The 25,537-nt window shown below is 61.3% G+C and carries 21 protein-coding genes and 1 pseudogene; 13 read left to right on the forward strand and 9 right to left on the reverse strand.

The genetic code is table 11. The features are described from left to right. Positions 1 to 31: 31 nt before the first annotated feature. From urtB to ureC, 10 genes are all read left to right on the forward strand, one after another. Entirely contained in the window at positions 32 to 1,534 is a 1,503-nt protein-coding gene (gene urtB / locus ASD70_RS18065; protein ID WP_046070692.1) for an urea ABC transporter permease subunit UrtB, read from the forward strand. Further along, on the forward strand, positions 1,534 to 2,601 hold the full coding sequence (urtC, locus tag ASD70_RS18070; protein WP_056847079.1) for an urea ABC transporter permease subunit UrtC: 1,068 nt from the start codon (positions 1,534 to 1,536) through the stop codon (positions 2,599 to 2,601). The genes urtB and urtC overlap by 1 nt, the downstream gene beginning before the upstream one ends. Then, positions 2,598 to 3,431: an urea ABC transporter ATP-binding protein UrtD gene (gene urtD / locus ASD70_RS18075; RefSeq protein WP_162252756.1), complete on the forward strand. Its 834-nt coding sequence runs from the start codon at positions 2,598 to 2,600 to the stop codon at positions 3,429 to 3,431. The genes urtC and urtD overlap by 4 nt, the downstream gene beginning before the upstream one ends. Positions 3,432 to 3,564: 133 nt before the next feature. Then, the gene (gene urtE, locus ASD70_RS18080; protein ID WP_056847080.1) at positions 3,565 to 4,263 is read left to right on the forward strand and encodes an urea ABC transporter ATP-binding subunit UrtE; all 699 of its coding nucleotides are present in this window, start codon (positions 3,565 to 3,567) and stop codon (positions 4,261 to 4,263) included. A gap of 31 nt (positions 4,264 to 4,294) precedes the next feature. Continuing rightward, positions 4,295 to 5,134, forward strand: a complete 840-nt coding sequence (locus tag ASD70_RS18085) for an urease accessory protein UreD (protein WP_046070688.1) — start codon at positions 4,295 to 4,297, stop codon at positions 5,132 to 5,134. A gap of 146 nt (positions 5,135 to 5,280) precedes the next feature. Beyond that, a complete protein-coding gene (ureA, locus tag ASD70_RS18090; protein WP_003171437.1) occupies positions 5,281 to 5,583 on the forward strand; it encodes an urease subunit gamma in 303 nt (100 codons plus the stop codon). Between the two features lie 9 nt (positions 5,584 to 5,592). Then, positions 5,593 to 6,105 carry a GNAT family N-acetyltransferase gene (locus tag ASD70_RS18095; protein WP_043047804.1) on the forward strand — a complete coding sequence of 171 codons (513 nt, stop codon included), beginning with the start codon at positions 5,593 to 5,595 and terminating at the stop codon, positions 6,103 to 6,105. A gap of 5 nt (positions 6,106 to 6,110) precedes the next feature. Beyond that, complete coding sequence (locus tag ASD70_RS18100) at positions 6,111 to 6,644, forward strand: GNAT family N-acetyltransferase (protein WP_046070687.1); 534 nt, start codon at positions 6,111 to 6,113, stop codon at positions 6,642 to 6,644. Beyond that, positions 6,641 to 6,946 carry an urease subunit beta gene (locus ASD70_RS18105; protein WP_046070686.1) on the forward strand — a complete coding sequence of 102 codons (306 nt, stop codon included), beginning with the start codon at positions 6,641 to 6,643 and terminating at the stop codon, positions 6,944 to 6,946. The genes ASD70_RS18100 and ASD70_RS18105 overlap by 4 nt, the downstream gene beginning before the upstream one ends. A 113-nt stretch (positions 6,947 to 7,059) precedes the next feature. Continuing rightward, positions 7,060 to 8,760, forward strand: a complete 1,701-nt coding sequence (gene ureC / locus ASD70_RS18110; RefSeq protein WP_046070685.1) for an urease subunit alpha — start codon at positions 7,060 to 7,062, stop codon at positions 8,758 to 8,760. Between the two features lie 48 nt (positions 8,761 to 8,808). Here ureC and ASD70_RS18115 read toward each other — a convergent pair whose 3' ends face one another. Then, positions 8,809 to 15,747: an NEL-type E3 ubiquitin ligase domain-containing protein gene (locus ASD70_RS18115; protein ID WP_056847081.1), complete on the reverse strand. Its 6,939-nt coding sequence runs from the start codon at positions 15,745 to 15,747 to the stop codon at positions 8,809 to 8,811. 81 nt (positions 15,748 to 15,828) lie between these two features. Beyond that, positions 15,829 to 16,770, reverse strand: a complete 942-nt coding sequence (locus ASD70_RS18120; protein WP_056847082.1) for a DnaJ C-terminal domain-containing protein — start codon at positions 16,768 to 16,770, stop codon at positions 15,829 to 15,831. 238 nt (positions 16,771 to 17,008) lie between these two features. Here ASD70_RS18120 and ASD70_RS18125 point away from each other — a divergent pair, with 238 nt between their 5' ends. After that, positions 17,009 to 18,277: an Hsp70 family protein gene (locus ASD70_RS18125; RefSeq protein WP_056847083.1), complete on the forward strand. Its 1,269-nt coding sequence runs from the start codon at positions 17,009 to 17,011 to the stop codon at positions 18,275 to 18,277. 262 nt (positions 18,278 to 18,539) lie between these two features. Here ASD70_RS18125 and ASD70_RS18130 read toward each other — a convergent pair whose 3' ends face one another. The 7 genes and pseudogenes from ASD70_RS18130 to ASD70_RS18160 form a co-directional block, all read right to left on the reverse strand. Further along, positions 18,540 to 19,037: a peptidylprolyl isomerase gene (locus ASD70_RS18130; RefSeq protein ID WP_056847084.1), complete on the reverse strand. Its 498-nt coding sequence runs from the start codon at positions 19,035 to 19,037 to the stop codon at positions 18,540 to 18,542. Positions 19,038 to 19,276: 239 nt separating this feature from the next. Then, positions 19,277 to 19,573 (reverse strand): annotated as a pseudogene (locus ASD70_RS18135) (trans-aconitate methyltransferase); the annotation flags it as partial. 140 nt (positions 19,574 to 19,713) lie between these two features. After that, complete coding sequence (locus ASD70_RS18140) at positions 19,714 to 20,073, reverse strand: DUF1641 domain-containing protein (RefSeq protein ID WP_056847085.1); 360 nt, start codon at positions 20,071 to 20,073, stop codon at positions 19,714 to 19,716. A 26-nt stretch (positions 20,074 to 20,099) separates the two neighbouring features. After that, entirely contained in the window at positions 20,100 to 21,290 is a 1,191-nt protein-coding gene (locus ASD70_RS18145; RefSeq protein ID WP_056847086.1) for an NAD(P)/FAD-dependent oxidoreductase, read from the reverse strand. A 145-nt stretch (positions 21,291 to 21,435) separates the two neighbouring features. Further along, positions 21,436 to 22,449 carry an AI-2E family transporter gene (locus ASD70_RS18150; protein ID WP_046070680.1) on the reverse strand — a complete coding sequence of 338 codons (1,014 nt, stop codon included), beginning with the start codon at positions 22,447 to 22,449 and terminating at the stop codon, positions 21,436 to 21,438. Positions 22,450 to 22,655: 206 nt separating this feature from the next. Further along, positions 22,656 to 22,955, reverse strand: a complete 300-nt coding sequence (locus tag ASD70_RS18155; RefSeq protein ID WP_017849707.1) for a PsiF family protein — start codon at positions 22,953 to 22,955, stop codon at positions 22,656 to 22,658. Positions 22,956 to 23,026: 71 nt separating this feature from the next. Continuing rightward, the gene (locus tag ASD70_RS18160; protein ID WP_046070679.1) at positions 23,027 to 23,815 is read right to left on the reverse strand and encodes an AraC family transcriptional regulator; all 789 of its coding nucleotides are present in this window, start codon (positions 23,813 to 23,815) and stop codon (positions 23,027 to 23,029) included. A gap of 96 nt (positions 23,816 to 23,911) precedes the next feature. On the opposite strand from ASD70_RS18160, the gene ASD70_RS18165 reads away from it, so the two are divergent. Both ASD70_RS18165 and ASD70_RS18170 read left to right on the forward strand, forming a co-directional pair. After that, positions 23,912 to 24,802, forward strand: a complete 891-nt coding sequence (locus ASD70_RS18165) for a DMT family transporter (protein ID WP_056847087.1) — start codon at positions 23,912 to 23,914, stop codon at positions 24,800 to 24,802. A gap of 97 nt (positions 24,803 to 24,899) precedes the next feature. After that, positions 24,900 to 25,430 carry a ferritin-like domain-containing protein gene (locus ASD70_RS18170; RefSeq protein ID WP_046070677.1) on the forward strand — a complete coding sequence of 177 codons (531 nt, stop codon included), beginning with the start codon at positions 24,900 to 24,902 and terminating at the stop codon, positions 25,428 to 25,430. Positions 25,431 to 25,537: the final 107 nt, after the last annotated feature.

Here is a 25,537-nt window from a genome sequence, read left to right on the forward strand (position 1 = left end):
TGTTGACCGCGCATGACTAGGACATTGTGTTATGCCTACTGCCCTCCCACGCTGCTTGTTGGCATTGCTGCTGTTGCTGCCTTTGGCGGCATATGCAGGCGACGCAGAAGACTTCCTCGCCGCCAACCCGACGCAACAAGCCAAGCTGCTCCAGGACTGGGCCGCCCAGCCCGACCCGGCGCGCATCGAGCTGGTGGACGCCCTGCAACAAGGCCAGCTCACGCTCAACGGCGAGACCAGGACCGTACGCCTGAACAACCGCCTGCGCGGCTTGATCAATAACGTCCAGGCCAGCCAGCAGTTGCTCGCCGCCGACCCCAAGGTGCGCCTGGCAGCAGCCCGTACCCTGCAAAAAAGCGCCGTACCTGCGCAGTTGAAATTCCTCGACCAGCAGGTCGCCGCCGAGACCGATGAGGGTGTGCACACCGCCCTGAGCCTGGCCCTGGCCAACCTGCAACTGGTGGACAGTGACCCGGTGGTGCGTCTGGCTGCCGTGCGCTTGCTCGGCAGCACCGGCGACCCGCTGGCCCGCACCCGTCTTGAAGCGCTGCTCGCGCCAGGGGTGGAAGCCGACGCCGCCGTGCACACCGCCGCCGAAACCAGCCTGGCCCAGGTCAAGCGCAAACTGATGATGGGCGAGATCCTCGGCCAGGCGTTCAGCGGCATGTCCCTGGGGTCGATCCTGTTGCTGGCGGCGCTGGGCTTGGCGATCACCTTCGGTCTGCTCGGGGTGATCAATATGGCCCATGGCGAGATGCTGATGCTCGGCGCCTATTCGACGTATGTGGTGCAGCTGATGATGCAGCGCTATGTGCCTGCTGCTATCGAGTTCTACCCGTTGATCGCGCTGCCGGTGGCGTTCTTCGTCACCGCCGCCATCGGCATGTTTCTGGAGCGCACAGTGATTCGCCACCTGTATGGCCGACCGCTGGAAACCCTGCTCGCCACCTGGGGCATCAGCCTGATGCTGATCCAACTGGTGCGCCTGGTGTTCGGCGCGCAGAACGTCGAAGTGTCCAACCCTGCCTGGTTGTCCGGGGGCATCCAGGTACTGCCCAACTTGGTGCTGCCGTACAACCGCATCGTTATCATCGCCTTCGCGCTGTTCGTGGTAGTGCTCACCTGGCTGCTGCTGAACAAGACGCGCCTGGGCCTGAACGTGCGCGCCGTCACCCAGAACCGCAACATGGCCGCCTGCTGCGGCGTGCCCACCGGACGGGTGGACATGCTCGCCTTTGGCCTCGGCTCCGGCATCGCGGGCCTTGGTGGCGTGGCGCTGAGCCAGATCGGCAACGTCGGCCCGGACCTGGGCCAGGGCTACATCATCGACTCGTTCCTGGTGGTGGTGCTCGGCGGTGTCGGCCAACTGGCCGGTAGCGTCATGGCGGCGTTCGGCCTGGGTATTGCCAACAAGATTCTCGAACCGCAGATCGGCGCCGTGCTCGGCAAGATCCTGATCCTCGCGCTGATCATTCTGTTTATCCAGAAACGCCCGCAAGGACTCTTCGCACTGAAAGGACGGGTGATCGACTGATGAATCAGCCATTGATGCTCACGGCCACGCAAAAGGCCGGCCCCAAGGTGACGATTGCCGTCGGCGTGGTGATCCTCAGCGTGCTGCTGGCATTGCCGCTGCTGTCGCTGCTGCCGGCGGACAGTACCTTGCATGTTTCCGCCTACACCCTGACGCTGGTGGGCAAGATCCTCTGCTATGCCATCGTCGCCCTGGCTTTGGACCTGGTATGGGGCTACGCCGGCATGCTGTCCCTGGGTCACGGTTTGTTCTTTGCCCTGGGCGGCTATGCCATGGGCATGTACCTGATGCGCCAGGCGTCAGGGGATCAGTTGCCGGCGTTCATGACCTTTTTGTCCTGGACCGAATTGCCCTGGTACTGGGCCGGCACCGACCACTTCCTCTGGGCCTTGTGCCTGGTGGTCTTGGCGCCTGGATTGCTGGCGCTGGTGTTCGGGTTCTTCGCCTTCCGTTCGCGGATCAAGGGCGTGTATTTCTCGATCATGACCCAGGCCCTTACCTTTGCCGGGATGCTGTTGTTCTTTCGCAACGAGACCGGGTTTGGCGGCAATAACGGCTTTACCAATTTCCGCAGCATCCTCGGGTTTGGCATCACCGAACCCGCTACGCGGGCGGTGTTGTTCGTGGCGACAGTGCTGTTGCTGGTGGCGAGCCTGTACATCGGCTGGCGCCTGGCGCAAAGCAAGTTCGGCCGGGTGCTGACGGCGCTGCGTGATGCCGAGAACCGCCTGATGTTCTGTGGTTACGACCCACGTGGCTTCAAGCTGTTCGTATGGGTGTTGAGTGCGGTGTTGTGCGGGCTTGCCGGCGCGCTGTATGTGCCGCAGGTGGGCATCATCAACCCCAGCGAAATGTCGCCGACCAATTCCATCGAAGCCGCCGTGTGGGTGGCCTTGGGCGGGCGCGGCACGCTGATCGGGCCGTTGCTCGGCGCGGGCGTGGTCAATGGCATGAAGAGCTGGTTCACCGTAGCCTTCCCGGAGTACTGGCTGTTCTTCCTCGGTGCGCTGTTCATCATCGTCACCCTGTACCTGCCCAAGGGCGTTATCGGCCTGCTGAAAAAATGAGGAACGTCATGCTTGAACCTATTTTCGATGCCGGCAGCGGCCGCGATGCGATCGGTATCGGCCAGGCGGCAGGCAAAGGGCTCAACACCCGCCACGGCACCATCCTGACCCTGGAAGACATCAGCGTCAGCTTCGACGGTTTCAAGGCCCTCAATGACCTGAATCTCTACATCGGCGTCGGTGAATTGCGCTGCATCATCGGCCCCAACGGCGCGGGCAAGACCACGCTGATGGACGTGATCACCGGCAAGACCCGGCCCAGCCACGGCAAGGCCTGGTTCGGCGAAACCCTGGACCTGACCAGCATGAGCGAAGTGCAGATCGCCCAGGCCGGCATCGGCCGCAAGTTCCAGAAACCTACGGTGTTCGAAGCCCTCAGCGTGTTCGAAAACCTCGAGCTGGCGCAGAAGGCCGACAAGTCGGTCTGGGCCAGCCTGCGCGCACGCCTGAGCGGCGAGCAGAAGGACCGTATCGACGAAATACTCGAGACCATCCGCCTCACCACCTCGGTGCAGCGGCCCGCCGGCTTGCTGTCCCACGGCCAGAAGCAGTTCCTGGAAATCGGCATGCTGCTGATGCAAGACCCACAACTGTTGCTGCTGGACGAACCGGTGGCGGGCATGACCGACGCCGAAACCGAGTTCACCGCCGAGTTGTTCAAGCGCCTGGCGGGCAAGCATTCTTTGATGGTGGTGGAGCATGACATGGGCTTTGTGGGCTCGATTGCCGACCACGTCACCGTGTTGCACCAGGGCAGCGTATTGGCCGAAGGGTCGCTGGAACAGGTGCAGGAAAATGAGCGGGTGATCGAGGTCTACCTCGGTCGCTAAGATGGTTTTCCTGTAGGAGCGAGCTTGCTCGCGAAGATCGTTAACGCTAACGCGGGCATCCTGAATGCACGTGGCGCCCTCAGGTTTTTCGCGAGCAAGCTCGCTCCTACAGGGGATTGAGGAGGTTTTGAGAATGCTGCAAGTCGACAAGCTGCACCAGTACTACGGCGGTAGCCACATCCTGCGCGGGCTGTCCTTCGACGTGAAGATCGGCGAAGTCACCTGCCTGCTCGGGCGTAACGGCGTGGGCAAGACCACCCTGCTCAAGTGCCTGATGGGTTTGCTGCCGGCCAAGGAAGGCGCGGTGACCTGGGAAGGCAAGGCCATCACCACACTCAAGCCTCACCAGCGTGTGCATGCTGGCATCGCTTATGTGCCCCAGGGTCGGGAGATTTTCGGCCGACTGACGGTGGAAGAAAACCTGCTGATGGGCCTGTCGCGCTTCCCCGGCGCCGAAGCCAAGGAAGTGCCCGCCTTCATCTACGAGCTGTTCCCGGTGTTGCTGCAAATGAAGCATCGCCGTGGCGGCGATCTGTCCGGCGGCCAGCAACAGCAATTGGCGATTGGTCGCGCCCTGGCCAGCCGCCCGCGCCTGCTGATCCTCGATGAGCCCACCGAAGGCATCCAACCGTCGGTGATCAAGGAAATCGGCGCGGTGATAAAGAAGCTCGCGGAACGCGGCGATATAGCGATCCTGCTGGTGGAGCAGTTCTACGACTTCGCCGCCGAGCTGGCGGACCAGTATCTGGTGATGTCCCGAGGTGAAATCGTGCAGCAAGGCCGCGGTGAAAATATGGAAAGCGAAGGTGTGCGTGGGCTGGTAACCATCTAATCTGTAGCCTCCTGACGATAAGCAACCAGCCATGAACCTGCCCATATCCCCTGCCCTGTTCACCCCCAGCTGGCACGCCGAGCTGGAACTCGGCTATGCACGTTTCGGCGACACCACCCGCCCGGTATTGCGCCGCCACCTTGGCCCGCTGCGGGTGCAAAAGCACCTGTACGCCGAAGGCCCCGGGGTGTGCCAGCACATCATCGTGCACCCGCCCGGCGGAATTGCCGGCGGTGATCGCCTGGACATCAGCGCCCATGTCGGCACTGGGGCCTGGGCGCAACTGACCAGCCCCGGCGCCGCCAAGTGGTACCGCGCCAGCGGCCCGGCGTTTCAGCAAGTCGAGTTGACCGTCGAGGCCGGCGCGACGCTGGAATGGCTGCCCCAGGAAACCATCGTGTTCAGCGCCGCCCAGGCCGAACTCACTACGCGCATCGAGCTCTTGGGCGATGCGCGGTTGTTCTATTGGGATGTGGTCGCCCTGGGGCGCCCGGCCAGCGGCGAACGGTTCGACCTCGGCCACTTTCAATCACACCTGGATATTCGCCGCGACGGGCAGTTGCTCTGGCATGAGCGCCAGCGCATCGTGGGCGCCGATGGGCTGCTGGATTCGCCTATCGGGCTGAATGGGCAGCCGGTGTTTGCCACATTGCTGGTGACGGGTGAGGTTGAGCCTGAATTGCTTGAGCGTTGCCGCTCGCTGCCCCACGCAGTGCGCGGCGATTTGACCCAATTGCCGGGCTTGCTGGTCGCCCGCTGCCTGGCCAGTGAAGCACTGCTGGCGCGAGGGTGGTTGATAGATCTATGGCGATTGCTGCGCCCGGCCATACTCGGCAGAGAAGCAATATCACCAAGAATCTGGAGCACATGAAGATCAAAATGTGGGAGGGGGCTTGCTCCCGATGGCGGTGGGCCAGTCACAGATGTATGCCTGACACCCCGCCATCGGGAGCAAGCCCCCTCCCACACTTGATCTCTGTCAAATTCAAGAATGCATTCTTTGAAGGACCTTGAACCATGGACCTGACCCCACGGGAAAAAGACAAACTGCTGATCTTCACCGCAGGCCTCGTCGCCGAGCGCCGCCTGGCACGCGGGGTGAAGCTCAACTACCCGGAAACCATCGCCTACATCTCCGCCGCCCTGATGGAAGGCGCCCGCGATGGCCGCACGGTAGCCGACCTGATGCACTACGGCACCACGCTGCTCAGCCGCGAACAGGTGATGGAAGGCATCCCGGAGATGATTCCGGATATCCAGGTGGAGGCCACCTTTCCCGACGGCACCAAGCTGGTCACCGTCCACCAGCCCATTGCGTGAGGCACTGCGATGATTCGTGATGCAACCGAACACGACCTGCCGGCGATCCGCGACATCTACAACGACGCCGTGCTCAACACCACGGCGATCTGGAACGAACAACCGGTGGACCTGGCCAACCGCCAAGCCTGGTTCAGTGCGCGCCAGGCCCAGCAGTATCCGATCCTGGTGGCGGTGGAACACGACGAAGTCATCGGCTACGCCTCCTTCGGCGACTGGCGGCCTTTCGAAGGCTTTCGCTACAGCGTCGAACACTCGGTGTACGTGCGCAACGATCAACGTGGCAAGGGCCTTGGCCCACGCTTGATGCAAGCGCTGGTCGAGCGTGCGCGCAGCGGCGGCAAGCACGTAATGGTCGCAGCCATCGAAAGCGGCAACCAGGCGTCCATCCACCTGCATGAGCGCCTGGGTTTCATCACTACCGGGCATATGCCGCAAGTGGGCATTAAGTTCGGCCGCTGGCTGGACCTGACCTTTATGCAACTGACCTTGAACCCGGGCGCCGAACCGCCCAAGGAGTAAGATCGATGAACGCTGCACAACTGCGTCGAGTCAATGCTGAAAGTTTTGCCCATTACCGCCTGGGCTTGATCGAGCTGTTGCTGGATGCGGTGCAGCATGGCGCTTCGGTGGGCTTCATGGACGACTTCGACGAAGCCCAGGCCCGCACCTATTTGAGCGGCGTGCAAGCCAGCATCGAAGACGCCAGCCTGCTGCTGTGGGTGGTGGTGCGTGACGAGCAGGTGATCGCCAGCGTGCAGTTGGCGCTGTGCCAAAAAGCCAATGGCCTCAACCGCGCTGAAGTGCAAAAGCTGCTGGTGCACAGCAGCGCACGCCGCCACGGCCTGGGCCAGCAATTGATGAACACCCTGGAGCTCGCCGCACGCCAGCACAAGCGCGGCCTGCTGTACCTGGACACCGAGGCCGGCTCCGGCGCCGAAGCCTTCTACCAGTCGCTGCGCTACACCAAGGTCGGTGAGCTGCCCGACTACTGCCAAAGCCCGGACGGGCGCTACAGCCCGACCGCCATCTACTTCAAGACCCTGGGGCAACCTGCATGATTCCTGGCGAATACCAGATCCAGCCGGGCGACATCGAACTGAATGTCGGCCGCCGTACCCTTACCCTCGACGTGGCCAACAGCGGTGACCGACCGATTCAGGTGGGTTCGCATTACCATTTTTTCGAGACCAATGACGCGCTGGAGTTTGACCGTGCCGCAAGCCGTGGCATGCGCCTGAATATTCCGGCGGGCACGGCAGTGCGGTTTGAGCCGGGGCAACGGCGGGAGGTGGAGTTGGTGGATTTAAGCGGGGGGCGGCGGGTATTTGGGTTTGCAGGGCGGGTCATGGGTGACCTTTAGGGCATCATCGGGGGCAAGCCCCCTCCCACAGGGGAATGCATTCCAAGTGTGGGAGGGGGCTTGCCCCCGATAGCGATCGCACATTCAACACATCTTTATCAGGGCAACCACACATGAAAATCAGCCGCCAAGCCTACGCCGACATGTACGGCCCCACCGTCGGTGACAAGGTCCGCCTGGCCGACACCGACCTGTTCATCGAAGTGGAACAGGACTTCACCGTCTACGGCGAAGAAGTCAAATTCGGCGGCGGCAAAGTGATCCGCGACGGCCAGGGCCAGAGCCAGTTGCTCGCCCATGAGGTGGTGGACACCCTGATCACCAACGCATTGATCATCGACCACTGGGGCATCGTCAAGGCTGACGTCGGCCTCAAGAACGGCCGCATCCATGCGATCGGCAAGGCCGGCAACCCGGATATCCAGCCCGGCGTGACCATGGCCATCGGCGCCAGCACCGAGGTGATTGCCGGCGAAGGCATGATCCTGACCGCCGGCGGCATTGACTCCCATGTGCATTTCATCTGCCCGCAGCAGATCGAAGAAGCGCTGACCAGCGGCGTCACCACCATGATCGGCGGCGGCACCGGGCCGGCCACCGGCACCAATGCCACCACTTGCACCTCCGGCCCATGGCATCTGGCGCGCATGCTGCAAGCCAGCGATTCGTTCCCGATGAACATAGGCTTCACCGGCAAGGGCAACGCCAGCTTGCCCGAGCCGCTGATCGAGCAGGTCAAGGCCGGCGCCATTGGTTTGAAGCTGCATGAGGACTGGGGCACGACGCCGGCTAGCATTGATAACTGCCTGAGCGTGGCCGACCAATACGATGTGCAGGTGGCGATCCACAGCGACACCCTCAACGAGTCCGGCTTTGTCGAGACCACCCTCGCTGCCCTCAAGGGCCGCACCATCCACACCTACCACACCGAAGGCGCCGGTGGCGGTCATGCGCCGGACATCATCAAGGCCTGCGGTTACCCCAACGTGCTGCCCAGCTCTACCAACCCGACGCGGCCGTTCACGCGCAACACCATCGATGAACACCTGGACATGCTGATGGTCTGCCATCATCTGGACCCGAGCATTGCCGAAGACGTGGCCTTCGCCGAAAGCCGCATCCGCCGCGAGACCATCGCCGCCGAAGACATCCTGCACGACCTCGGCGCGTTCTCGATGATCAGCTCCGACAGCCAGGCCATGGGCCGCGTCGGTGAAGTGATCACGCGCACCTGGCAGACCGCCGACAAGATGAAAAAACAGCGCGGCGCCCTGCCCGGCGATGGTCCCGGCAACGACAATTTCCGCGCCAAGCGCTACATCGCCAAGTACACCATCAACCCGGCAATCACCCACGGCATCAGCCATATCGTCGGTTCCATCGAAGTGGGCAAGTGGGCCGACCTGGTACTGTGGCGCCCGGCGTTCTTCGGCATCAAGCCGACGTTGATCCTCAAGGGCGGTGCGATTGCCTCAAGCCTCATGGGCGACGCCAACGCCTCGATCCCCACGCCGCAACCGGTGCACTACCGCCCGATGTTCGCCAGCTTCGGCAGCGCGTTGCACGCCACCAGCCTGACCTTTATCAGCCAGGCCGCCCAGGACGCCGGGTTGCCCGAGGCCCTGGGCCTGAAGAAGCAGATTGCGGTGGTCAAGGGCTGTCGCGATGTGCAGAAAACCGACTTGATCCACAACGACTACCTGCCCGAGATCGAGGTTGACCCACAGACCTATCAGGTCAAGGCCGACGGCCAGTTGCTGTGGTGCGAGCCGGCGGATGTACTGCCGATGGCCCAGCGTTACTTCCTGTTTTGAACCCGCCCCTGCAGGCGCGGGCAAGCTCGCGCCTGCAGGGAGTGGAGACTACGCAAACAACGTCGCGATCATGCCTTCGCTGTATTGGTAATCCATGCGCAGCTCGACGCCCGCCGGGATATCTTCAATGGCAAATATCGCCGTCAGGATCATAGTGCTCCTGGTGCTCTTGGCACCCTGCCCCTCCTCCACTTCGACGTCGAACCCTACCCCTTCAACGTTGTAGCCGCTGGCGGCCTGGCGTACGGGCTTGCCGTTGGCGTCATATTCAAAGTGGGTATTGATCCTGGAGAGGATGTTATCCCCCGAGATTTCGATCGGCTCCATGCCGAGTTTTCCAGGGGTCGGCCTGGCGCCTGCAAGCATGATATAGGTCTGCCCACCTGGGCTTGCGACCTGAGAGGGCAGCACGGTGCCGCCGTAGACGCCGAGGATTTCACCTTTGGCAATACGCCGGTTGGCCATCACCATGGACTGTCCGATCAGCACTTTTTCCTCGGGCACTTGCATGTCCTGGGCAGTGAACACGCGCCGCTGCAGCTTCTCGTCATAACGCGCTGCCACCTTTTCGTAGCCTTCAAACTGGATGTAAGGCTTGATCTGCTCTGAGCTGTACTTGACGCCCGAGTCGGTCACGACTTCTCTCTGCAGTTTTCGGATACGCATCGGTTTGCCTTGCAGGTTCCTCAGCGGGTACCTGCCGTTGTTAACGCGGTCATAACTGCCGGGTACGTTGCGCAGTTGGGTGAAATGCACTTCGCGCTTCATGGCACTCAGTTCGAGCGCGGTGTAGGGCTCCACCGGCATGGACTCGGAGGCCTCTTCAAGCTCATCGCTGGAGCTGCCGGAGCGCATGCCACCCGCCGAGCCCCTGCGCTTCCACACGCCGTCGAGATCGGGCTTGGCAACGATACCGCTGCTGACCAGGGCAAATGGATTCTGCGCTGCCTGCACCCACAATACGTAGTACTCGCCATCCCGGGCATCGGGCATGCTCGCGATAAAGTATTGCTTGCCGTCCAGATCAATGGCTTGCGCCTGGTTGAGCTGCAACCCGGCGGCAGGGCCAACGCCGGGCTCGACCAACCCTTCGAGCGGACCACGGGGCAACAACGCCTCAGCGATTTCCCGCCGGCTCAGAGTCTCGATCAACCCGCTTTCCTCGATCACCAGCCGAGCCTGTAGTTCATCGGCCCTGGCCTCATACAGGGCGTCGGACAATGCCTCGGCCACCCTCTGATCATGCAGGGCAGCCAACTGCTGCTGGTAGGGCTCGCTGAGCCGGTCAAATTGCGCCCTGTATTTATGCGTCACATAGTCCTGCCAGAACTCACGGGACAACAGGGCCTGGAACTCCTCGGCGGAGTTGTCCAGGGCGATGACTTTTTCGTAGGCGGCATCCAGCATCGCCGGGGTAACCCCGCCCATACTGGTGAACCTGACCTTCTGCGGCTGCCCCGGCAATTGCAACCGGTCCTTGAGGCCGAAGCGATAGGCCAGCCGGATCTCCACCTCTTCGGCCAGGCGTTGGGTATGGGGCAACTTATCGGTCATCGACATCGAGGGATCATTGACGATAGCCTCGCTGCGCTGGATATCCGCAGAAGCGATCTTGTCAACTTCGTGCAGACGCAACAGGCCCTTGGAGAGGCTTGCCAGCTGTGCCGCTTGCATCTGCCCTGCGGCCTGGGCACGGGCTCTGTAGACCAGCGTGAGGGTTTCCAGGTTGCTAAAGGAGAACGCCGCCAGGTCACAGCAACCCGGCGCGCCAGCCCGGTCGAACACTTCCTTGCGGTGGCTGTCCGATTGCGCGGTATTTTCAGTGACGCTGTCAATCACCTCCCAGACCCGCCGTTGCAGGTCGGCGTGGCCAGCGCCCGCAGGTTCCAGGCGGTTGAGGATGTCGAAGAATGGGTGCGCCCCTTCCTCGCGGCCGAGCCTGACCCATTGAGCCATTCTGGCCGGCAGCTGTGTGGCAGGCAGGTCTTGGACCCAGCGCCCAAATGCCTGGCGGGTGGCCAAGTCAGGGCCGATTGGCACCCGGGTGACCAATGCCGTGTACACCAGAAGATTGCGCCGCCCGCCCAGTTGCTGGCTGTAATCCCTCACCTGCCGCAGAGTGTCCTCAGTCAAAGGGTTACCGGACACCGTGGTGACATTATTGACCCGCTCCATTGCCGGTACGGTGACCGAGGCTGGGATGGTCGTAATGTTGTTGTTTCTCAGGTCCACCTGGCCCAGGTCCGGCTGCTGCGCCAAGCCGGCGGGCCAATGTTCAAGACCTGCGTGGTTCATGCTGAGGGTGCGCAAATCGGTTATGCGGCTGAAGTCCGGCGCAATGCCCAACGCATTGTCGTGCAGCCATATCGCACGCAACGTCACCCGTTCAGACAGTATCTGCGCCGTGTCGGGCGTCAGGCGGATCTGGTTGTTATTCAGGAACAGGCGGGTCAGGTTGGGCATTTCACCCAGGGCCGGCGGCAGTTCGCGCAACTGGTTGCTGGACAGGTCCAGCCAGCGCAGATGCCGGAAGCGCGCCAGGAACCCTTCCGGCGACGCACTGAGTTGCATGTTGCTCAGCTTTAGCGAGCCTACCTGGCTGAAATCCACGTCCAGGTCCGGCAAGCTCGGCAGTGTCAACCTACTCAAGTCCAGCTCCAAGCCAATCGGTTGTCCGTCATTGCTGAGCTTTTGCGGGGTCTCCCCACGCCAGCAGGCGAGGATCCGTTGCTGAGCCTGGAAACGATCATCCAGGTTTTCGGTGTTGGCTCGCCGCTCGCCTGCCCGCACGTAGCGCTGGCGTTCTGCGCCGCCCGAAAACGTCCAGGCGTTCAACTGTCGCTCCAGGGTATTGAATTCCCCTTCAAGCCTGGCCAGCGTCACATCGGCTTCCTCGCCCAGCAGCCACATCCACGCCCTGGCTTCGTGCGTGCGCTTGTTCGGATACATACGCCGCACCTTTGCAAGCCTGGGGTTGCCACTGTCAAACGCGCCTTCACGAGCGCTTGTCACCACTGGCGATCGAGCCTCCGCCAGGCGTTTCCAATAGTTATCGAATTGCTTCCAGTAACCGGGCGGGAATGGGTTGCCCTCAAGCAAGGTGACCCCGTTGACTCGGGCAGTCTCTTCAAGCTGCTCGGGAGCCGGGTTGAGGTATTGCACGGGCACCTCACGCAACTGGTTATGGCTCAAATCGACCACCTCCAGCTCGGGGCACGCGGTCAGGCCCGCAGGCCACTGCTCCAGTTGCGCGCCCCTGAGGTTCAGTTGCTTCAAGCGCGGCATCGCACTGAAATCCGGGGCAATGCCCAAGCGGTTGCCAGTGAGCCGCAGCGTTTCAAGCTTGCCCAGGCCACTGAGCATCCGAGCACTTTGAGCGGTGAGGCGAATGTTGTTGGCACTCAGGTCCAGCGAGGTCAGGTCGGGCATGTTGCCGATGGCAGCGGGCAACTCGGTGAGGCCACTTTTGCGAACGCTCAGGTCTTTGAGCCCGGTAAATGTTTGAAGGAAGGTATCCCCATGACTTGACCACTTGACCCCATACAGGTCAAGCCTCTGCACATGGCTGAAGTCAGCGCTCAATGGCGGCAGTTCCAGATCCCTCATCAGCAGGCGCAGGGTGCCAGACCCCATGCGACGCCAGGCCCTCTCAATCTCCTGGGATACGCGATAGGCCGGGGTTTGATCATGCGCGGTCGCCGACGATGCATTGGCTTGCACCCACGTTGCCAGCTCCTTCTGCAGCGTCTGTAGTTGGACTTTGTGCCGAGCCAGCCCGCCGCGCACATCACTGCCCAACGACTGGATAAACGTGTTCAGTTCGTCATCGCCCATGGAGGGGAATAACACTTTGGCCCGGGCTTTTGCCGAGGCTTGCGAAGGCCCCGTCATACGCTCCAGCAGCCGGCGAAAACCGCGCCCGCCACCGAGCAGGCGCAACCCCGGCTCAACGGTCGGCTTGCGCAGCGGGTGCTCCAGCAACACCGTGCGCAACGGCTGGCGCGGCAGCGGCGCATGCCGGATTGCGGCTTTCATTTGCAAGGCCTCAGTGAAGCCCAGGGCCTGGCGCTCCACGCTGGACAATTGGGCCCAGGTCGCGGTGTAGAAATCCCTCGGCATGGGTGCGTCGAACACGCCGTTGGCCTTGAGCACCAGGGTCTTGCGCTGCGTCGAGTCCGGCGAGCCGATGGCGTCGAGCAGGCTGCCTTCGGCTGAATACTGACGTAGTTCGACCCGCGTGCCCCGCCGCCAGCCGGGCAAGGTCTCCAGGGTGCGCAGGGCCAGGCGCTGGCTGTCGAGGTCGGTCAGGCTGTCCAGGTGCAGCCCTTCATAGGCCCTCGAAACGCGAATTTCCTGCTCGAACCAACGCGCCTGTTCGCGCTGCGCCTCGGGCAAAATCCCGCTGTTGCGAAACGCCTGCAATTGCTCATCGGTCAGGCTGGTGAGCAACTCGGCGGCTATCGACGTCGGCAGCTTCGGGTAAGTACCCTGGACCAGTCTCACGTCAGGGTCATCGCTCGCGGTCAGCGCTTTGTAGCGTTCTTCCACCAGCGAACCCTTGAATGTATCGACGATAGTGGCAATGGACTCCCGCACCTTGTCGGCCCGCACGGCCAACGACTCTTCAGGGCTGCCGGGGATCGTCTCCAGGTTCGGGTCGACGCCTTGCAGGGTGTGCAGGACTTCCTTGAGCAATTGACCACCGGCCAACTGGTTTTCAGTGACCACGACCACGTGCCGGGACGCACCTGCCCAGAGCGGTTCCTCCCATACCACCCTGGCGCCATCGCTCACCACCCGCAGCGCGATATCCACCGGCAACATGCCGCCACGCCGCATGATCTGCAGTTGCAGCACCGGGTCAGCCTGGGCCTGCAGTGCCGGCTCGCTGCTGCGCATTTGCTCGACGAAGGTGCTCAGGTGTTGATGGGCCTTGAAGTGTTGGAGGGTGTCTTCGAGCACCAATGGCACCGGTTCATGCTCGACGAAGCTTTGCCGTAAGGTGTCTTCCTCGACGCCACTGGCAAGGCGCGCCTGCTCCAGAGTATCGCTGTCGAACCCGCGCTGTTGCAGGCCGAGGCGACGGATCAGGGTCGGCAGGTCCCAGGTCAGCGGCTCCTCGACTTCATGGCTCCAGGCCCCGGCGTGGTTGTGCTCCAGCAGTGGTTCATAGGCGCCGGGGCGGCTAGGGTGCTGGATGCGGTATCGCCCTGTCTCCGGTTCCTGGCGGACCTGATAGTGATCACCTTCATGGGGCAACAACGCCTGCCCATTATGGTGGTAGAGGCCAAGGGCGTCAGGCTGGGTGTCTGCGGGCAATTGGACCGATATCTTGTAGGGGGTCAGATCGGGGTTCCACAGCACCTGTTTACCGGTGGGCAGGGTGACCGGCTTGAGGTTGTCGACCACACTCGACAGCTTGACCTCGGGCAGTACCTTGGCCCCGGTGCCGATAAAGACCGCATTGAGGGCCACGCTGGAAAAGTGTGCCCACATCGTCTTCAGGTCGCCTTGCTCGTAAGCCTCGATCCCTTCGAACCCTTCGGCGCACATCTGCAGCACCGCCACCGCGAGCATGGTCGGCCCCAGACCCGGCACCACAAAGGCCGCGAGGTTGAACGCGCTGATCACGGCATCCAGGTAGCTGGCCAGCCGGTCGAGGCGGGCCTGGCGGTCTTCGTCACCGGTGGGCACCGCTACGGCGCGGGCATCGGCGAGGATCTTGCGCACATGGGCGTCGCGCAACGCTTGCCACAGGCTTGCGCCGATCGCCAGCTCATCCAGAGGTAAGCGCGCCGGCTTGGCGGCCAATGGGTAGTCACCGGCCGCGCCATTGCCGTTGGCGGGCTTGTACAACCGATCGAACTGTTGAAAGAACATGCCCTGTTCGCGCTGCGGCACGAAGCGGCTGAAAAAACGCCGGTAGGAAAGGCTGTGCAAGCGGGTCCGCAGGTCAGCCATGAAATCGCCGCTGGAGGCATATTCCTTGAGCGGCTGCTGGGGGTCGTTGGGGATGAACACTACCAGCCGCTCGACCCGATCACTGTCTTTGCGTCCAGGGCCGATCAGCAAGGGCCCGACCAATACGCAGCCAAAGATCTTCAGCGCCGCAAACGTCACCGGTTTACCGTCAAGCCTGGCGCTGCCGGGGTCGGTGATGACGTGTTTGAGCATGCGATAGGCGTCGGCACCGATCCCCCACTCCCGCGTTTGCACCGCCACCTCGGCACTCAACGCCAACTGCTGGCGGTGATGCTCTTCCAGCTGGCGTTCAAGCGCGCTGCGCTGGGTGTCGTCCGTGGGTTGGACGATGTCTTTGATGTGTTGCTGATACCGCTTGCCTAAGTCCAGGCTGCGGCACAGTCGGGCAAATTCATGGCCTGGGATGGCCAGGGCATGCGCCTGGATCACGCTGGGGGTCGGGATGATGTCGCTGTCGAAGCCCCCCCAGGTGGTAATCACCTGGCAATCGGCGCAGGCACCGGCCCGCTCTTCGTCAGGCGCGAAGTTGGCCAGGGCCGCTTCCAGCAGGGAAACGCCGCGGTATTCATAGCGCTGCGCCGGGTCACCTTGCTGATCGAAGACAAAGGCGCCGTACAAGTCGTCGCGACTTTTGAACCCGTACTTGCGTGCGAAGTAGACGTTCCTGACGTCCAGTTCCATTTTGAAGCGGGTCTTGATCGCGTCCTTGAGCGGCTGTTCGGCAAAGGCCAGTACATCCTCGATCTCGCCCAGGTGCTCTTCTACCTGGTTCAAGGTCTCGCGATAGCGACGATGGTTGTCGGCCAGGTCGGCCTTTTGCTGGGCCGTGGCAATCAAGTACCAGCCGGGCAGTTCCAGTTCGTGATCGGCGAGCTCTTGCTGACGCTGGGCAGTGGCCTGGTTGAACCAGGCGGGCACACGTTCCTTGAGGAAGTCGTAGTGCACACCCCGAAGGTCAACGTTGAACATACCTTCGGGGGGAGGCGTGACGGGTTGCTCTGACATAGCGGGCCATCCATGACGGGTTGCGAAAACACCAACCTATCGAATCGCCCGGCCTGGCAAGCCCTAGCTATGTATCGCCGCTCAAAAATGCTCACGCGGGTTGAACGCGGCCTTCTGCGCCAGCGCTTGCCACAATGCCTTGACCTCTTCGTCGCTGGTCTTGGGCATGACCGCCTTGAGCTGCACGAACAGATAACCGCGCTGCCCGGCCTTGTTCGACAAGCCATGGCCCTTGGCGCGCATGCGCTGGCCGTTCTGGCTGCCGGCGGGCACCTTGAGGTTAATCTTGCCGGTGAGCGTCGGCACTGCGACTTCCGCGCCCAATGCCAGTTCCCAAGGCGCCAGGGGCAAATGGATGATCAGGTTTTCGCCGTCCACTTCAAACTTGGGGTGCGGCGCAAACTTGATGATCAGGTACAGGTCGCCATTGGCGCCCCCACCAATGCCCGGTGCGCCCTGCCCTTTGAGGCGGATGCGCTCGCCGTCGGCCACGCCGGCGGGGATCTTCACATTCAGGCTTTTGGTGGTGTTGCTGACGTGACGGCCCGAGGCGTCGTATTGCGGCACCTGGAAGTTGATCTGCTTGGACTCGGTGGACAGCGTTTCCTCGAGGTGCACCGTCAGTTGCATCTCCACGTCCTGGCCCTTGCGCCCCGCAGGACGGCGCTGGCCGCCACCGAAAGCGTCGCCACGACCACCGAAGATCGAGCTGAAGAAATCGGAAAAGTCCTCGGTACCCGCGCCGCCACCGGCGAACCCACCACGGCTCTGCCAGCCCGGTGGCCCCTGGAACGGTTGGCCGTGCTGGCCGTATTTGCGCAGCTCGTCGTACTCGGCGCGCTTGTCAGCACTTTTAAGCGCCTCATAGGCTTCGGACGCGTCCTTGAATTTCGCTTCGGCGTCTTTTTCCTTGCTGACATCGGGGTGATATTTGCGTGCGAGCTTGCGATAGGCGGCCTTGATTTCCTTATCATCGGCCGTCGGCTCTACACCCAGAATCTTGTAGTAATCTTTGAAATCCATCGGCGGTTCACCATCCTTTATCGAGATCGCACTGCCCGGGGCACCACGTGCGCTGGTTTGCACCTGTGGAGGGTGGTGACCTGGGGGTACGTCAAAGTGTTATCGGCATCAGCCGTATGCACCAGATGTGGGGGCAAATCCCGCACTTTCAAGCGTGATTTAACGGATAGTCGGCCTACGCAAGCGCCTGCGACTGACATACACTGCGCGGCCGTTTTTCAACCGGAACCCGATAGACATGAAAAACCCATCCCCAGCCCGTGCCTGCGGTATCGACTTCGGCACGTCCAACTCCACCGTCGGCTGGATCCGCCCCGGCGAGGAGACGCTTATCGCGCTGGAGGACGACAAGATCACCTTGCCGTCGGTGGTGTTCTTCAACTTCGAGGAGCGTCGCCCGGTGTATGGCCGCCTGGCCCTGCACGAATACCTGGAAAACTACGAAGGCCGGCTGATGCGCTCGCTCAAGAGCCTGCTGGGCTCCAAGTTGATCAAGCACGACACCAGCGTATTGGGCACGGCCATGCCGTTTACCGACCTGCTGGCGCTGTTTATCGGCCAGCTCAAGAGCCGCGCCGAGGCTACAGCCGGCCGTGAGTTCGAGGAAGTGGTACTGGGCCGCCCGGTGTTCTTCGTCGATGACGACCCGATGGCCGACCAGGAAGCCGAGAACACCCTGGTGGACGTGGCGCGCAAGATCGGCTTCAAGGACATCTCGTTCCAGTACGAACCGATTGCGGCGGCGTTCGACTACGAGTCCACCATCGAGAAAGAAGAGCTGGTACTCATTGTCGACATCGGCGGCGGTACCTCCGACTTCTCTCTGGTGCGCCTGTCCCCGGACCGCCGTCACAACGACAACCGCCAGAGCGACATCCTCGCCACCGGCGGCGTGCACATCGGCGGCACCGACTTCGACAAGCAACTGTCCCTGGCCGGCATAATGCCGCTGTTCGGCTATGGCAGCCGCATGAAAAGCGGTGCCTACATGCCCACCAGCCACCACATGAACCTGGCCACCTGGCACACCATCAACTCGGTGTACTCGCAGAAATCCCAGCTGGCCCTGGGCAGCATGCGCTACGACATCGAAGACACCGGCGGCATCGACCGCCTGTTCAAGCTGATCGAACAGCGCGCCGGGCATTGGTTGGCGATGGAAGTGGAAGAAACCAAGATCCAACTGACCCACGAAGACAGCCGCCATGTGCTGTTGGATCGGGTCGAGCCGGGCTTGAGCGTGGACCTGAGTCGCACCTTGTTCGAATCCGCCATCGACGGCCTGCTCGAGCGTGTGCGCAACAGCGTGACCCAGTTGCTCACCGATGCTTCGGTAGACGTGGCCCAGGTGGATACGGTGTTCTTTACCGGTGGTTCCAGCGGCATCCCGGCACTGCGCCACAGCATCTCGGCAATGCTGCCGAATGCGCGGCATGTGGAAGGCAATATCTTCGGGAGTATCGGCAGCGGTTTGGCGATCGAGGCCAGCAAGCGCTACGGCAACTGACCTGCCCCAATCTCGCAGGCGCTGCAAACCCAATGTGGGAGGGGCGGTGCGACGATTCGACTTGCCCTCGATAGCGGCGGTTCTGCTACAGATAAGCTGACTGACATACCGCAATCGGGGGCAAGTCGAATCGTCGCACCGCCCCTCCCACATTTTGGCCTGCGTACACCCAATATCTTGTACCACCACCCTACCAGATGAATGTTGTATCCAACCTTGCAGGATTTGCGTGATGACGCGTATTAGTCCGTCGCCCTGCTTGTCACAGTTGACCGCAAGCGTAAATCCTAACGTCCTTTTGAGGTATGTCGCGGCCCAGCGTCGGCACCGATTCTATCGACTGAACTACATTCATACCTTCAACGACCTTACCAAACACCACATGCTTGCCGTTAAGGCGAGAAGTCGCAGCGGTGGTAATAAAAAATTGGCTACCATTGGTATTCGGGCCATCGTTGGCCATGGACAACATGCCTGGCCCGTCGTGGTTCAACTTAAAATTTTCATCTGCGAATTTCTCACCGTAGATCGACTTTCCTCCGAATCCATCGCCTCGGGTAAAGTCCCCACCTTGAAGCATGAACCCTGGGATTACCCGGTGAAACTTCGACCCCGAGTACCCAAACCCTTTCTCACCCGTACACAAGGCTCGAAAATTCTCGGCGGTATTCGGAACAACGTCAGTGAAGAGTTCCATGACAATCCTCCCAACGGAAGCACCATCAATACTCATGTCGAAATAAACTTTTGGATTGCTCATAGGTTCACCTTTTCCTTTTCAATTAATTGAAAAGCAGGAAAACCCCATGATTTTCCTTACTTCTCATTGGCGCTCAAGAAAAGATAAAAGCTCCTGTCCTGTCTGCAACCTGTGAAAGCTGACAGTTTCTTAGACGGTTTGGCGATCATTTTTATAACTCCACTCGCTAAACCGTCCCGCCCAGCTATGCGGGCATTGAGGACGTACGATCACTTCCCCACCTTCGAAGCGTGGGTTGGCTATACCGTCGCAAGAATGAAGATCCGTTTGAACGGAAACAGCGTATGCCCATCCCTCTCCGGCGGGTAACGCTGGTGCACTCGCGCCAGGTATTGCTCCAGGAATCGTCGTCGCTCCTGCTCATTCAATGCCAGCAGCACAGGCCGCAGCGCTGAGACCTTGACCCAGTCAAAAATCGACGACTGGCCCTCGACGACCTGTAGATGCTCGGTCTCCCAGATATCCAGGCCGGTGGTCAGCGGCGACAGCAAGCGGTAGTAACGCTCCAGCGACAGCACCGGGCGCTCGCGCAGGCGGGCGAATTGAAGATAGGCCTGTGGATCCCACCGAGTTGTAGAAGGCCCTGCCGTTGACGGCTTAGGTTTGTTGATCATGACTTAATCCATTAGGTCAGTTAGGGCGTAAGGCTCAGGCAGGCAAGTTAGCCTGTATCAGCTCACAATTGTCGCCCGAGGACGTTCAATGTCCTGAGTACCAGTGCCACACCGCGCCGGGTGTCTGGCTCACGCAGCAACGACAGCAAGCCATAGAGGCTGGGCGGAGTCTCTTCAGCCTGGGTCTGCGCCGTGGCCATGCGCGCCGCGTTGCCGACGTTCCAGGACACAGCCGTGGCCTGTTCAAACAGCAGCGCCAGTTTCTCCACCATGGCGCCATCGAGCATGTCCACCAGGTCGGACACCAACGCCAGCACATCGACAACATTGTCCATACGGCCACTGTCCAGCAGCGGTTGTAGCTTGGTAAGCAACGCCTCAAGCCCGGCGTTATGCCCGGGCAACGTATCAGCAACATCCATGACGATTAGAACCTCCGTGTGTCAGATCAAAGCATTCCGCGCGCCACGGCCCAGTACAGGCCACGATTGAAGCCAGTGCGCAGCAGGCCGCCGAGCTTGCTCGGCGGAGTTGGCAGAACGTCGTGGGCGTAGTCGTACCACAGCGGCATCCCGGCATTCAGCCCCATCTGCGCCACCGCCTGCACGCGCCCTTCGTATACCGAGTTGGGAGCGCCCAGGCGAATCTCGGCGGTGATGTTATTGGCGATCACCGGCGCCTGGTTATGACAGGCGCCTCCGGCCTTGCTGATGGGCAAGTCGACCGTATCCCCGATGACATACACCCCCTGCAACCCATAGACCTGCAGCGTTTCATGATTAGTCGGCAGCCAGCCTTCATCATTTGCAGCCTGGGAGGCGCCACTCTCGAGCACCACATCCACGGCACGAATCGGCGGGGTCGCCATGAGGATATCGAACGGCTGCTCCTCACCCTCTTCGGAATAGGCGATACGACGCTCGGGGTCGACCCTGCCCAAGGTGAAGTCGCGCTGGAAACGGATATTCCTCTGCTCGAAAATACCCGGCAGCGCCTCCCCGACCGGACGCTGCATGAACAGGCAATTGCGCAAGAGCTGGGCGACGCTGGGGTAGGTGTAAATGATTTCAACTTTGTCGCGCACACCTCGACGCCGCAGCAAGTCGTCCAGCATCAGGGTAGTTTCCACCGGGGCGATGCCGCATTGGTGAGGTACGTTTGGCGTCTTTGGAAAAGACACGCTGATGAAAATCCGCCCGCGCTCAATCGTATTCAGGCGCTCGGCCAACTGCCGGGCCGCCGCGTACTGGTAGAAATGGTCACCCGCCTCCTTGAGACCCTCGATACGTTCGGGTGCAGGCACGCAACCGGTGGCGATCACCAGGAAATCGTAGCCGTAGCGCTTGCCACTGCGGGTATGCAGGTGCTGGCTGGCAAAGTCGAAGCGCGTGACCTCATCAACCCGGAAGTCGATTTCCGGGCGCAGCAATGAACGTTCGGGGCGCTTCAACTCTTCGTCGAAGAACTGATTGAAGGCCACGTACATGAATGCAGGCTTATAGAAATGATCGGGCGAGTTCGACAGCAAGGTAATGCATACCTCGCCGCGCAGGATTTCCGGATAGAGCTTGGTGACCAACTGGTTGGCGAGCATCGTGCCGCCAACGCCGCCACCGACAATTACAATGTGCTTGCTCACGCGTCACCCTCCCTGGTTCAGACAACCTACCTCGGGAGTTAGCCTCATCCAAGCAGGTGCAAAGCACCACTGTGAGAACTTACAGTTTCAAGACATCTTCGGCATAAGGTTTATCGCAATCGGCTATTTGCCCCAGTACCCGGCCTCAAACCATGCCGCCAAGCTTCAATTCGCTCTTGAGGTAGGCATAATAAATCGGCCCCGCCACCACCCCCGGCAAACCAAACGCCGCCTCAAACACCAGCATCGCCAACAACAACTCCCACGACTTGGCACTGATCTGCCCGCCAACGATGCGTGCGTTGAGGAAGTACTCGACCTTGTGGATCACGATCAGATACCCCAACGCCGCCACCGCCACCCAGATCGACAGCGACAGCGCAACGATGGTGATCAGGGTGTTCGACATCAGGTTGCCGATCACCGGCAACAGGCCGAGCAGGAAGGTCAGCACGATCAGGGTCTTGGTCAACGGCAAGTGGATGCCGCACAACGGCAGCACCACCGCGAGGAAAATCGCAGTGAAAGCGGTATTGAGCGCAGCGATCTTGATCTGGGCGAAGACGATGTTGCGAAACGCCTGGACCAGCAGGTGCAGGCGGTCGAACAACGCGGCGGCCAAGGGTTTGCGTTTGGTCAGGTCCGGCACGCGCTGCAGCGCGATGATGGCGCCGAGGACCATGCCGATCAGCAAGGTGACGAACATGTGCGCAGCGTCTTTGCCCACCAACTGCAGTTCGCTCAGGTGCTTGCTCAGCCAATCGCCGATGGCGACGCGGAACTCGGCGGCGCTGGCGGGCAGGTAGGCGTCGATAAACGGCGGCAATTGGCCGCGTGCGCGGTCGACCACGCCCATGAATTTGTCGAGGGACGCCCCGGGGTTTTCCGCTTCGTGGAGCAGGAAGCTGATGGCGCCGGCGAAGATCAGGGTCAGCACGCTGACGATCAGGGTACCCAGCAAGGCCACCGCCAGCCAACGCGCACGCCGGCCTTCGATCAGGCGTTGCAGTTGCGGGGTGAGCATGTTGACCAGTTCATAGACCAACAGGCCGGCCAGCAGGCTGGGCAGCAATTTGAGCGGCAGCACCAGCAGCAACCCGCCGAAAATGATGATGTAGCTGGACAGCAACAACACATGACGCTGAGAAAACGTTGGCATACAGCCTCAAAACGAACGGCGTTAAAGGATGGGCAGTCTGCCAGCCTTGCGGCAATCAAGCGAGGAGGTTGGTTGCGAATGCGATCAGTGTGGGAGGGGGCTTGCCCCCGATTGCATTATGTCAGTCAACTTATCTGTAGCTGACCTGCCGCTATCGGGAGCAAGCCCCCTCCCACATTTGTTTTGCGGCGCCTGCGAAATCGTGATTAACCTTTGAGGCAGGTGCTCATGAATGTTTTACGCGCATCGCCGGTCAACGCTTTGGTTTTAGCCGACGCATTACAATCTTTCATCTTCTGCTGCTGCGGCGTCAGGGTCTTGGCGTCGTTGGCGGCAGGGGCGGACAGGCAGGTCTTCATGAAGGCCTTGCGCTCATCGCCTTTAAGCGTCTTGGTGGTGGCCTCGGCATTGCAGGTGGTCATTTTGTTCTGCTGGGCGGTAGCGGCAAAGCCCTGGGAACACAGCAGCAGGCCCATCATCAACAACGGAATACGCAGCATCTTCATGGAGTTTTCTCCCTGTTACCGTGCCGACGGGCACGGCCTACCTGCCAGTGTAGTCAAAACCTGTTACAACTTCAGCGACCACGTATGTTCGAACGCCGGTACTGCTCCGGCGTGCAACCGGCGTGACGCTGGAACATGGCGATAAACGCCGAGGCGGTGCTGTAACCCAAATCAAACGCCACATGCTGCACGCTGCGTTCACTGTCCAGCGCTTCAATGGCCGCCAGGTAGCGCAAGCGCTGGCGCCATTCGCCAAAGCTCATGCCCAGTTCGCGCACAAACTGGCGCGCCAGGGTGCGCTCGCTGACATGCACTTGCTCCGCCCATTGCACCAGCGGGCGATTGTCGCTCGGTTGCGCTTGCATGCCTTCCAGGACACCGAGCAGCCCTGGGTGGCGAGCGTAGGGCAAGAAGCCGTCGTGAATCGGCGCCTGTTTGAGCTGGTCCACCAGCACCTGGGCCAGGCGAATATCGGCGTCCGTTTGCGGGATATTCACGTCACGCTGGGCAAAATCGCTGAGGATAGCCTTGAGAATGTCGCTGATCGCCAGGGTGCATGGGGTTTGCGGCAGTTGCTCGCAGAGCGTCGGCGCCAAGCCCACCGAGCGATACACGATCGCCTGGGCGTTATAGGAGCTGTGCTCGGTATCCGGTGGGATCCATACCGCGTACTGCGGTGGCGACATAAAACGGTTGCCGGCGACCTCCATGCGCATCACGCCATTGGCCGAATAGTCCAGCGAGCCCCAGCCATGCCGGTGCGGGGTGCACTCGGTATCCGGGGCGAACTCGGAGTAGCGGAAGTACACAGGGCTGGGCAGGCTGGCGAAATCCGCGAGGCGTACGGTATGTCTGGGCATGTTGTCTGGATTCAGAGGTCGGTTGTCTGGTTCGCAGTATAGGCTTCGATCCAGACAGGGGATAATCCCGCCTCGTCAACACACTGGATTATTTCGATGCAATACGCGTATCCGCTGCTGGCCATCCTTATCTGGGCCGGCAACACCGTGGTCAACAAATTGGCCGTGGGCTCGATCTTCCCGGCTGAAATCGGCTTTTACCGCTGGCTGTTCGCCGCGCTGCTGTTCACCCCATTCATGCTCAAGCCGGTCGTTGCCAACTGGGCGCTCATCCGTCCGAACCTGGGCAAGATCTTCATCCTCGGCGTGCTGGGCATGGCGGTGTATCAAAGCCTGGCCTATTACGCGGCCACGCTGACCAGCGCCACCAATATGGGCATCATCCTGTCGCTGATGCCGCTGATGGCCCTGACTGCCGCCATTATCAGCCTGGGCCAACGCCTGACCTATGGCGCGCTGACCGGCGCAGTGCTGTCATTCGCCGGCGTAGTGGTGGTGGTGTCGTCCGGTAGCCTCGGTGCGCTGCTGCAACACGGGGTCAACCTGGGCGACGGCATGATGCTCGTCGCCACGCTGGCCTACGCGGTCTACAGCACCCTGCTGAAAAAATGGCAGTTGCGCCTGCCACCGTTGGTGCTCTTGTATCTACAGGTGCTGGTGGCGGTGGTGGTGCTGTTCCCGCTGTATCTGTTCTCGGCCAAGACGGGCCTGGGCTGGGCGAATATTCCGCTGGTGCTGTACGCCTGCCTGCTGGCCTCGATGCTGGCGCCGCTGGCGTGGATGCACTCGGTGAAGACGCTTGGGCCGAGCCGTACCACGCTGTTCTTCAATCTACTGCCGTTGATTACCGCACTGATTGCAGCGGTAGTCCTCAAGGAAGAGTTGGCGCCGTATCACTTGGTGGGCGGCTTGCTGACCTTGGGTGGGGTGATCCTCTCGGAGCGCTGGACCACGCCGGTCAGCGCCACTCATGACACATCCTGTTAAATCCGATAAAACTTTTCGCCTGGCCCGGGACTCACAACCTATAGCGATCACGCCGGCAGAGCGTGGCGTACAACCGGATTAGCCCCAGGAGATTGAAATGACTGAAGCACACTTGACTGACATTGCGACCCTGCGCAGCCGCGCCCGCCAGAATGTCGAAAACGGTGCCGTGACCGAAGGCTACGACGCCGACCGTCAGGAGATCATCCGCCTGCTCAACGAGTCGCTGGCCACTGAGCTGGTCTGCGTGTTGCGCTACAAGCGTCACTACTTCATGGCCAGCGGCCTGAAAGCCAGCGTCGCCGCCGATGAGTTCCTCGAACATGCCACCCAGGAAGCCGAGCACGCCGATAAACTGGCCGAGCGCATTGTGCAACTGGGCGGCGAGCCGGAGTTCAACCCCGACCTGCTGTCGAAGAACTCCCACGCCCAATACGTGGCAGGCAACTCGCTCAAAGAGATGGTCTACGAGGACCTGGTGGCCGAACGTATCGCGGTGGACAGCTACCGTGAAATCATCCAGTACATCGGTGATAAGGATCCGACCACCCGCCGTATCTTCGAAGACATCCTGGCCCAGGAAGAAGAACACGCCGATGACATGGCGGATATTCTGCAGGACCTGTAATCAGCAACACAGCAGTCCCCCTGTGGGAGGGGGCTTGCTCCCGATAGCGGAGTGTCAGTCGAATTAGATATTGACTGAACCGCTGCTATCGGGGGCGAGCCCCCTCC

Origin of the sequence: Pseudomonas sp. Root569, from assembly GCF_001427465.1 — a bacterium.
In the GTDB taxonomy this organism is placed as follows: Bacteria; Pseudomonadota; Gammaproteobacteria; order Pseudomonadales; family Pseudomonadaceae; genus Aquipseudomonas; species Aquipseudomonas synxantha.

Coding starts and splice junctions, on each gene's coding strand:
- ureC (WP_046070685.1), top strand. CDS start 7,060: ATGAAAATCAGCCGCCAAGCCTACGCCGACATGTACGGCCCCACCGTC.
- ASD70_RS18160 (WP_046070679.1), bottom strand. CDS start 23,815: ATGCCCAGACATACCGTACGCCTCGCGGATTTCGCCAGCCTGCCCAGC.
- ASD70_RS18125 (WP_056847083.1), top strand. CDS start 17,009: ATGAAAAACCCATCCCCAGCCCGTGCCTGCGGTATCGACTTCGGCACG.
- urtC (WP_056847079.1), top strand. CDS start 1,534: ATGAATCAGCCATTGATGCTCACGGCCACGCAAAAGGCCGGCCCCAAG.
- ASD70_RS18140 (WP_056847085.1), bottom strand. CDS start 20,073: ATGGATGTTGCTGATACGTTGCCCGGGCATAACGCCGGGCTTGAGGCG.
- urtB (WP_046070692.1), top strand. CDS start 32: ATGCCTACTGCCCTCCCACGCTGCTTGTTGGCATTGCTGCTGTTGCTG.
- ASD70_RS18105 (WP_046070686.1), top strand. CDS start 6,641: ATGATTCCTGGCGAATACCAGATCCAGCCGGGCGACATCGAACTGAAT.
- urtD (WP_162252756.1), top strand. CDS start 2,598: ATGAGGAACGTCATGCTTGAACCTATTTTCGATGCCGGCAGCGGCCGC.
- ASD70_RS18120 (WP_056847082.1), bottom strand. CDS start 16,770: ATGGATTTCAAAGATTACTACAAGATTCTGGGTGTAGAGCCGACGGCC.
- urtE (WP_056847080.1), top strand. CDS start 3,565: ATGCTGCAAGTCGACAAGCTGCACCAGTACTACGGCGGTAGCCACATC.
- ASD70_RS18170 (WP_046070677.1), top strand. CDS start 24,900: ATGACTGAAGCACACTTGACTGACATTGCGACCCTGCGCAGCCGCGCC.
- ureA (WP_003171437.1), top strand. CDS start 5,281: ATGGACCTGACCCCACGGGAAAAAGACAAACTGCTGATCTTCACCGCA.
- ASD70_RS18150 (WP_046070680.1), bottom strand. CDS start 22,449: ATGCCAACGTTTTCTCAGCGTCATGTGTTGTTGCTGTCCAGCTACATC.
- ASD70_RS18165 (WP_056847087.1), top strand. CDS start 23,912: ATGCAATACGCGTATCCGCTGCTGGCCATCCTTATCTGGGCCGGCAAC.
- ASD70_RS18155 (WP_017849707.1), bottom strand. CDS start 22,955: ATGAAGATGCTGCGTATTCCGTTGTTGATGATGGGCCTGCTGCTGTGT.
- ASD70_RS18100 (WP_046070687.1), top strand. CDS start 6,111: ATGAACGCTGCACAACTGCGTCGAGTCAATGCTGAAAGTTTTGCCCAT.
- ASD70_RS18130 (WP_056847084.1), bottom strand. CDS start 19,037: ATGAGCAATCCAAAAGTTTATTTCGACATGAGTATTGATGGTGCTTCC.
- ASD70_RS18115 (WP_056847081.1), bottom strand. CDS start 15,747: ATGTCAGAGCAACCCGTCACGCCTCCCCCCGAAGGTATGTTCAACGTT.
- ASD70_RS18095 (WP_043047804.1), top strand. CDS start 5,593: ATGATTCGTGATGCAACCGAACACGACCTGCCGGCGATCCGCGACATC.
- ASD70_RS18085 (WP_046070688.1), top strand. CDS start 4,295: ATGAACCTGCCCATATCCCCTGCCCTGTTCACCCCCAGCTGGCACGCC.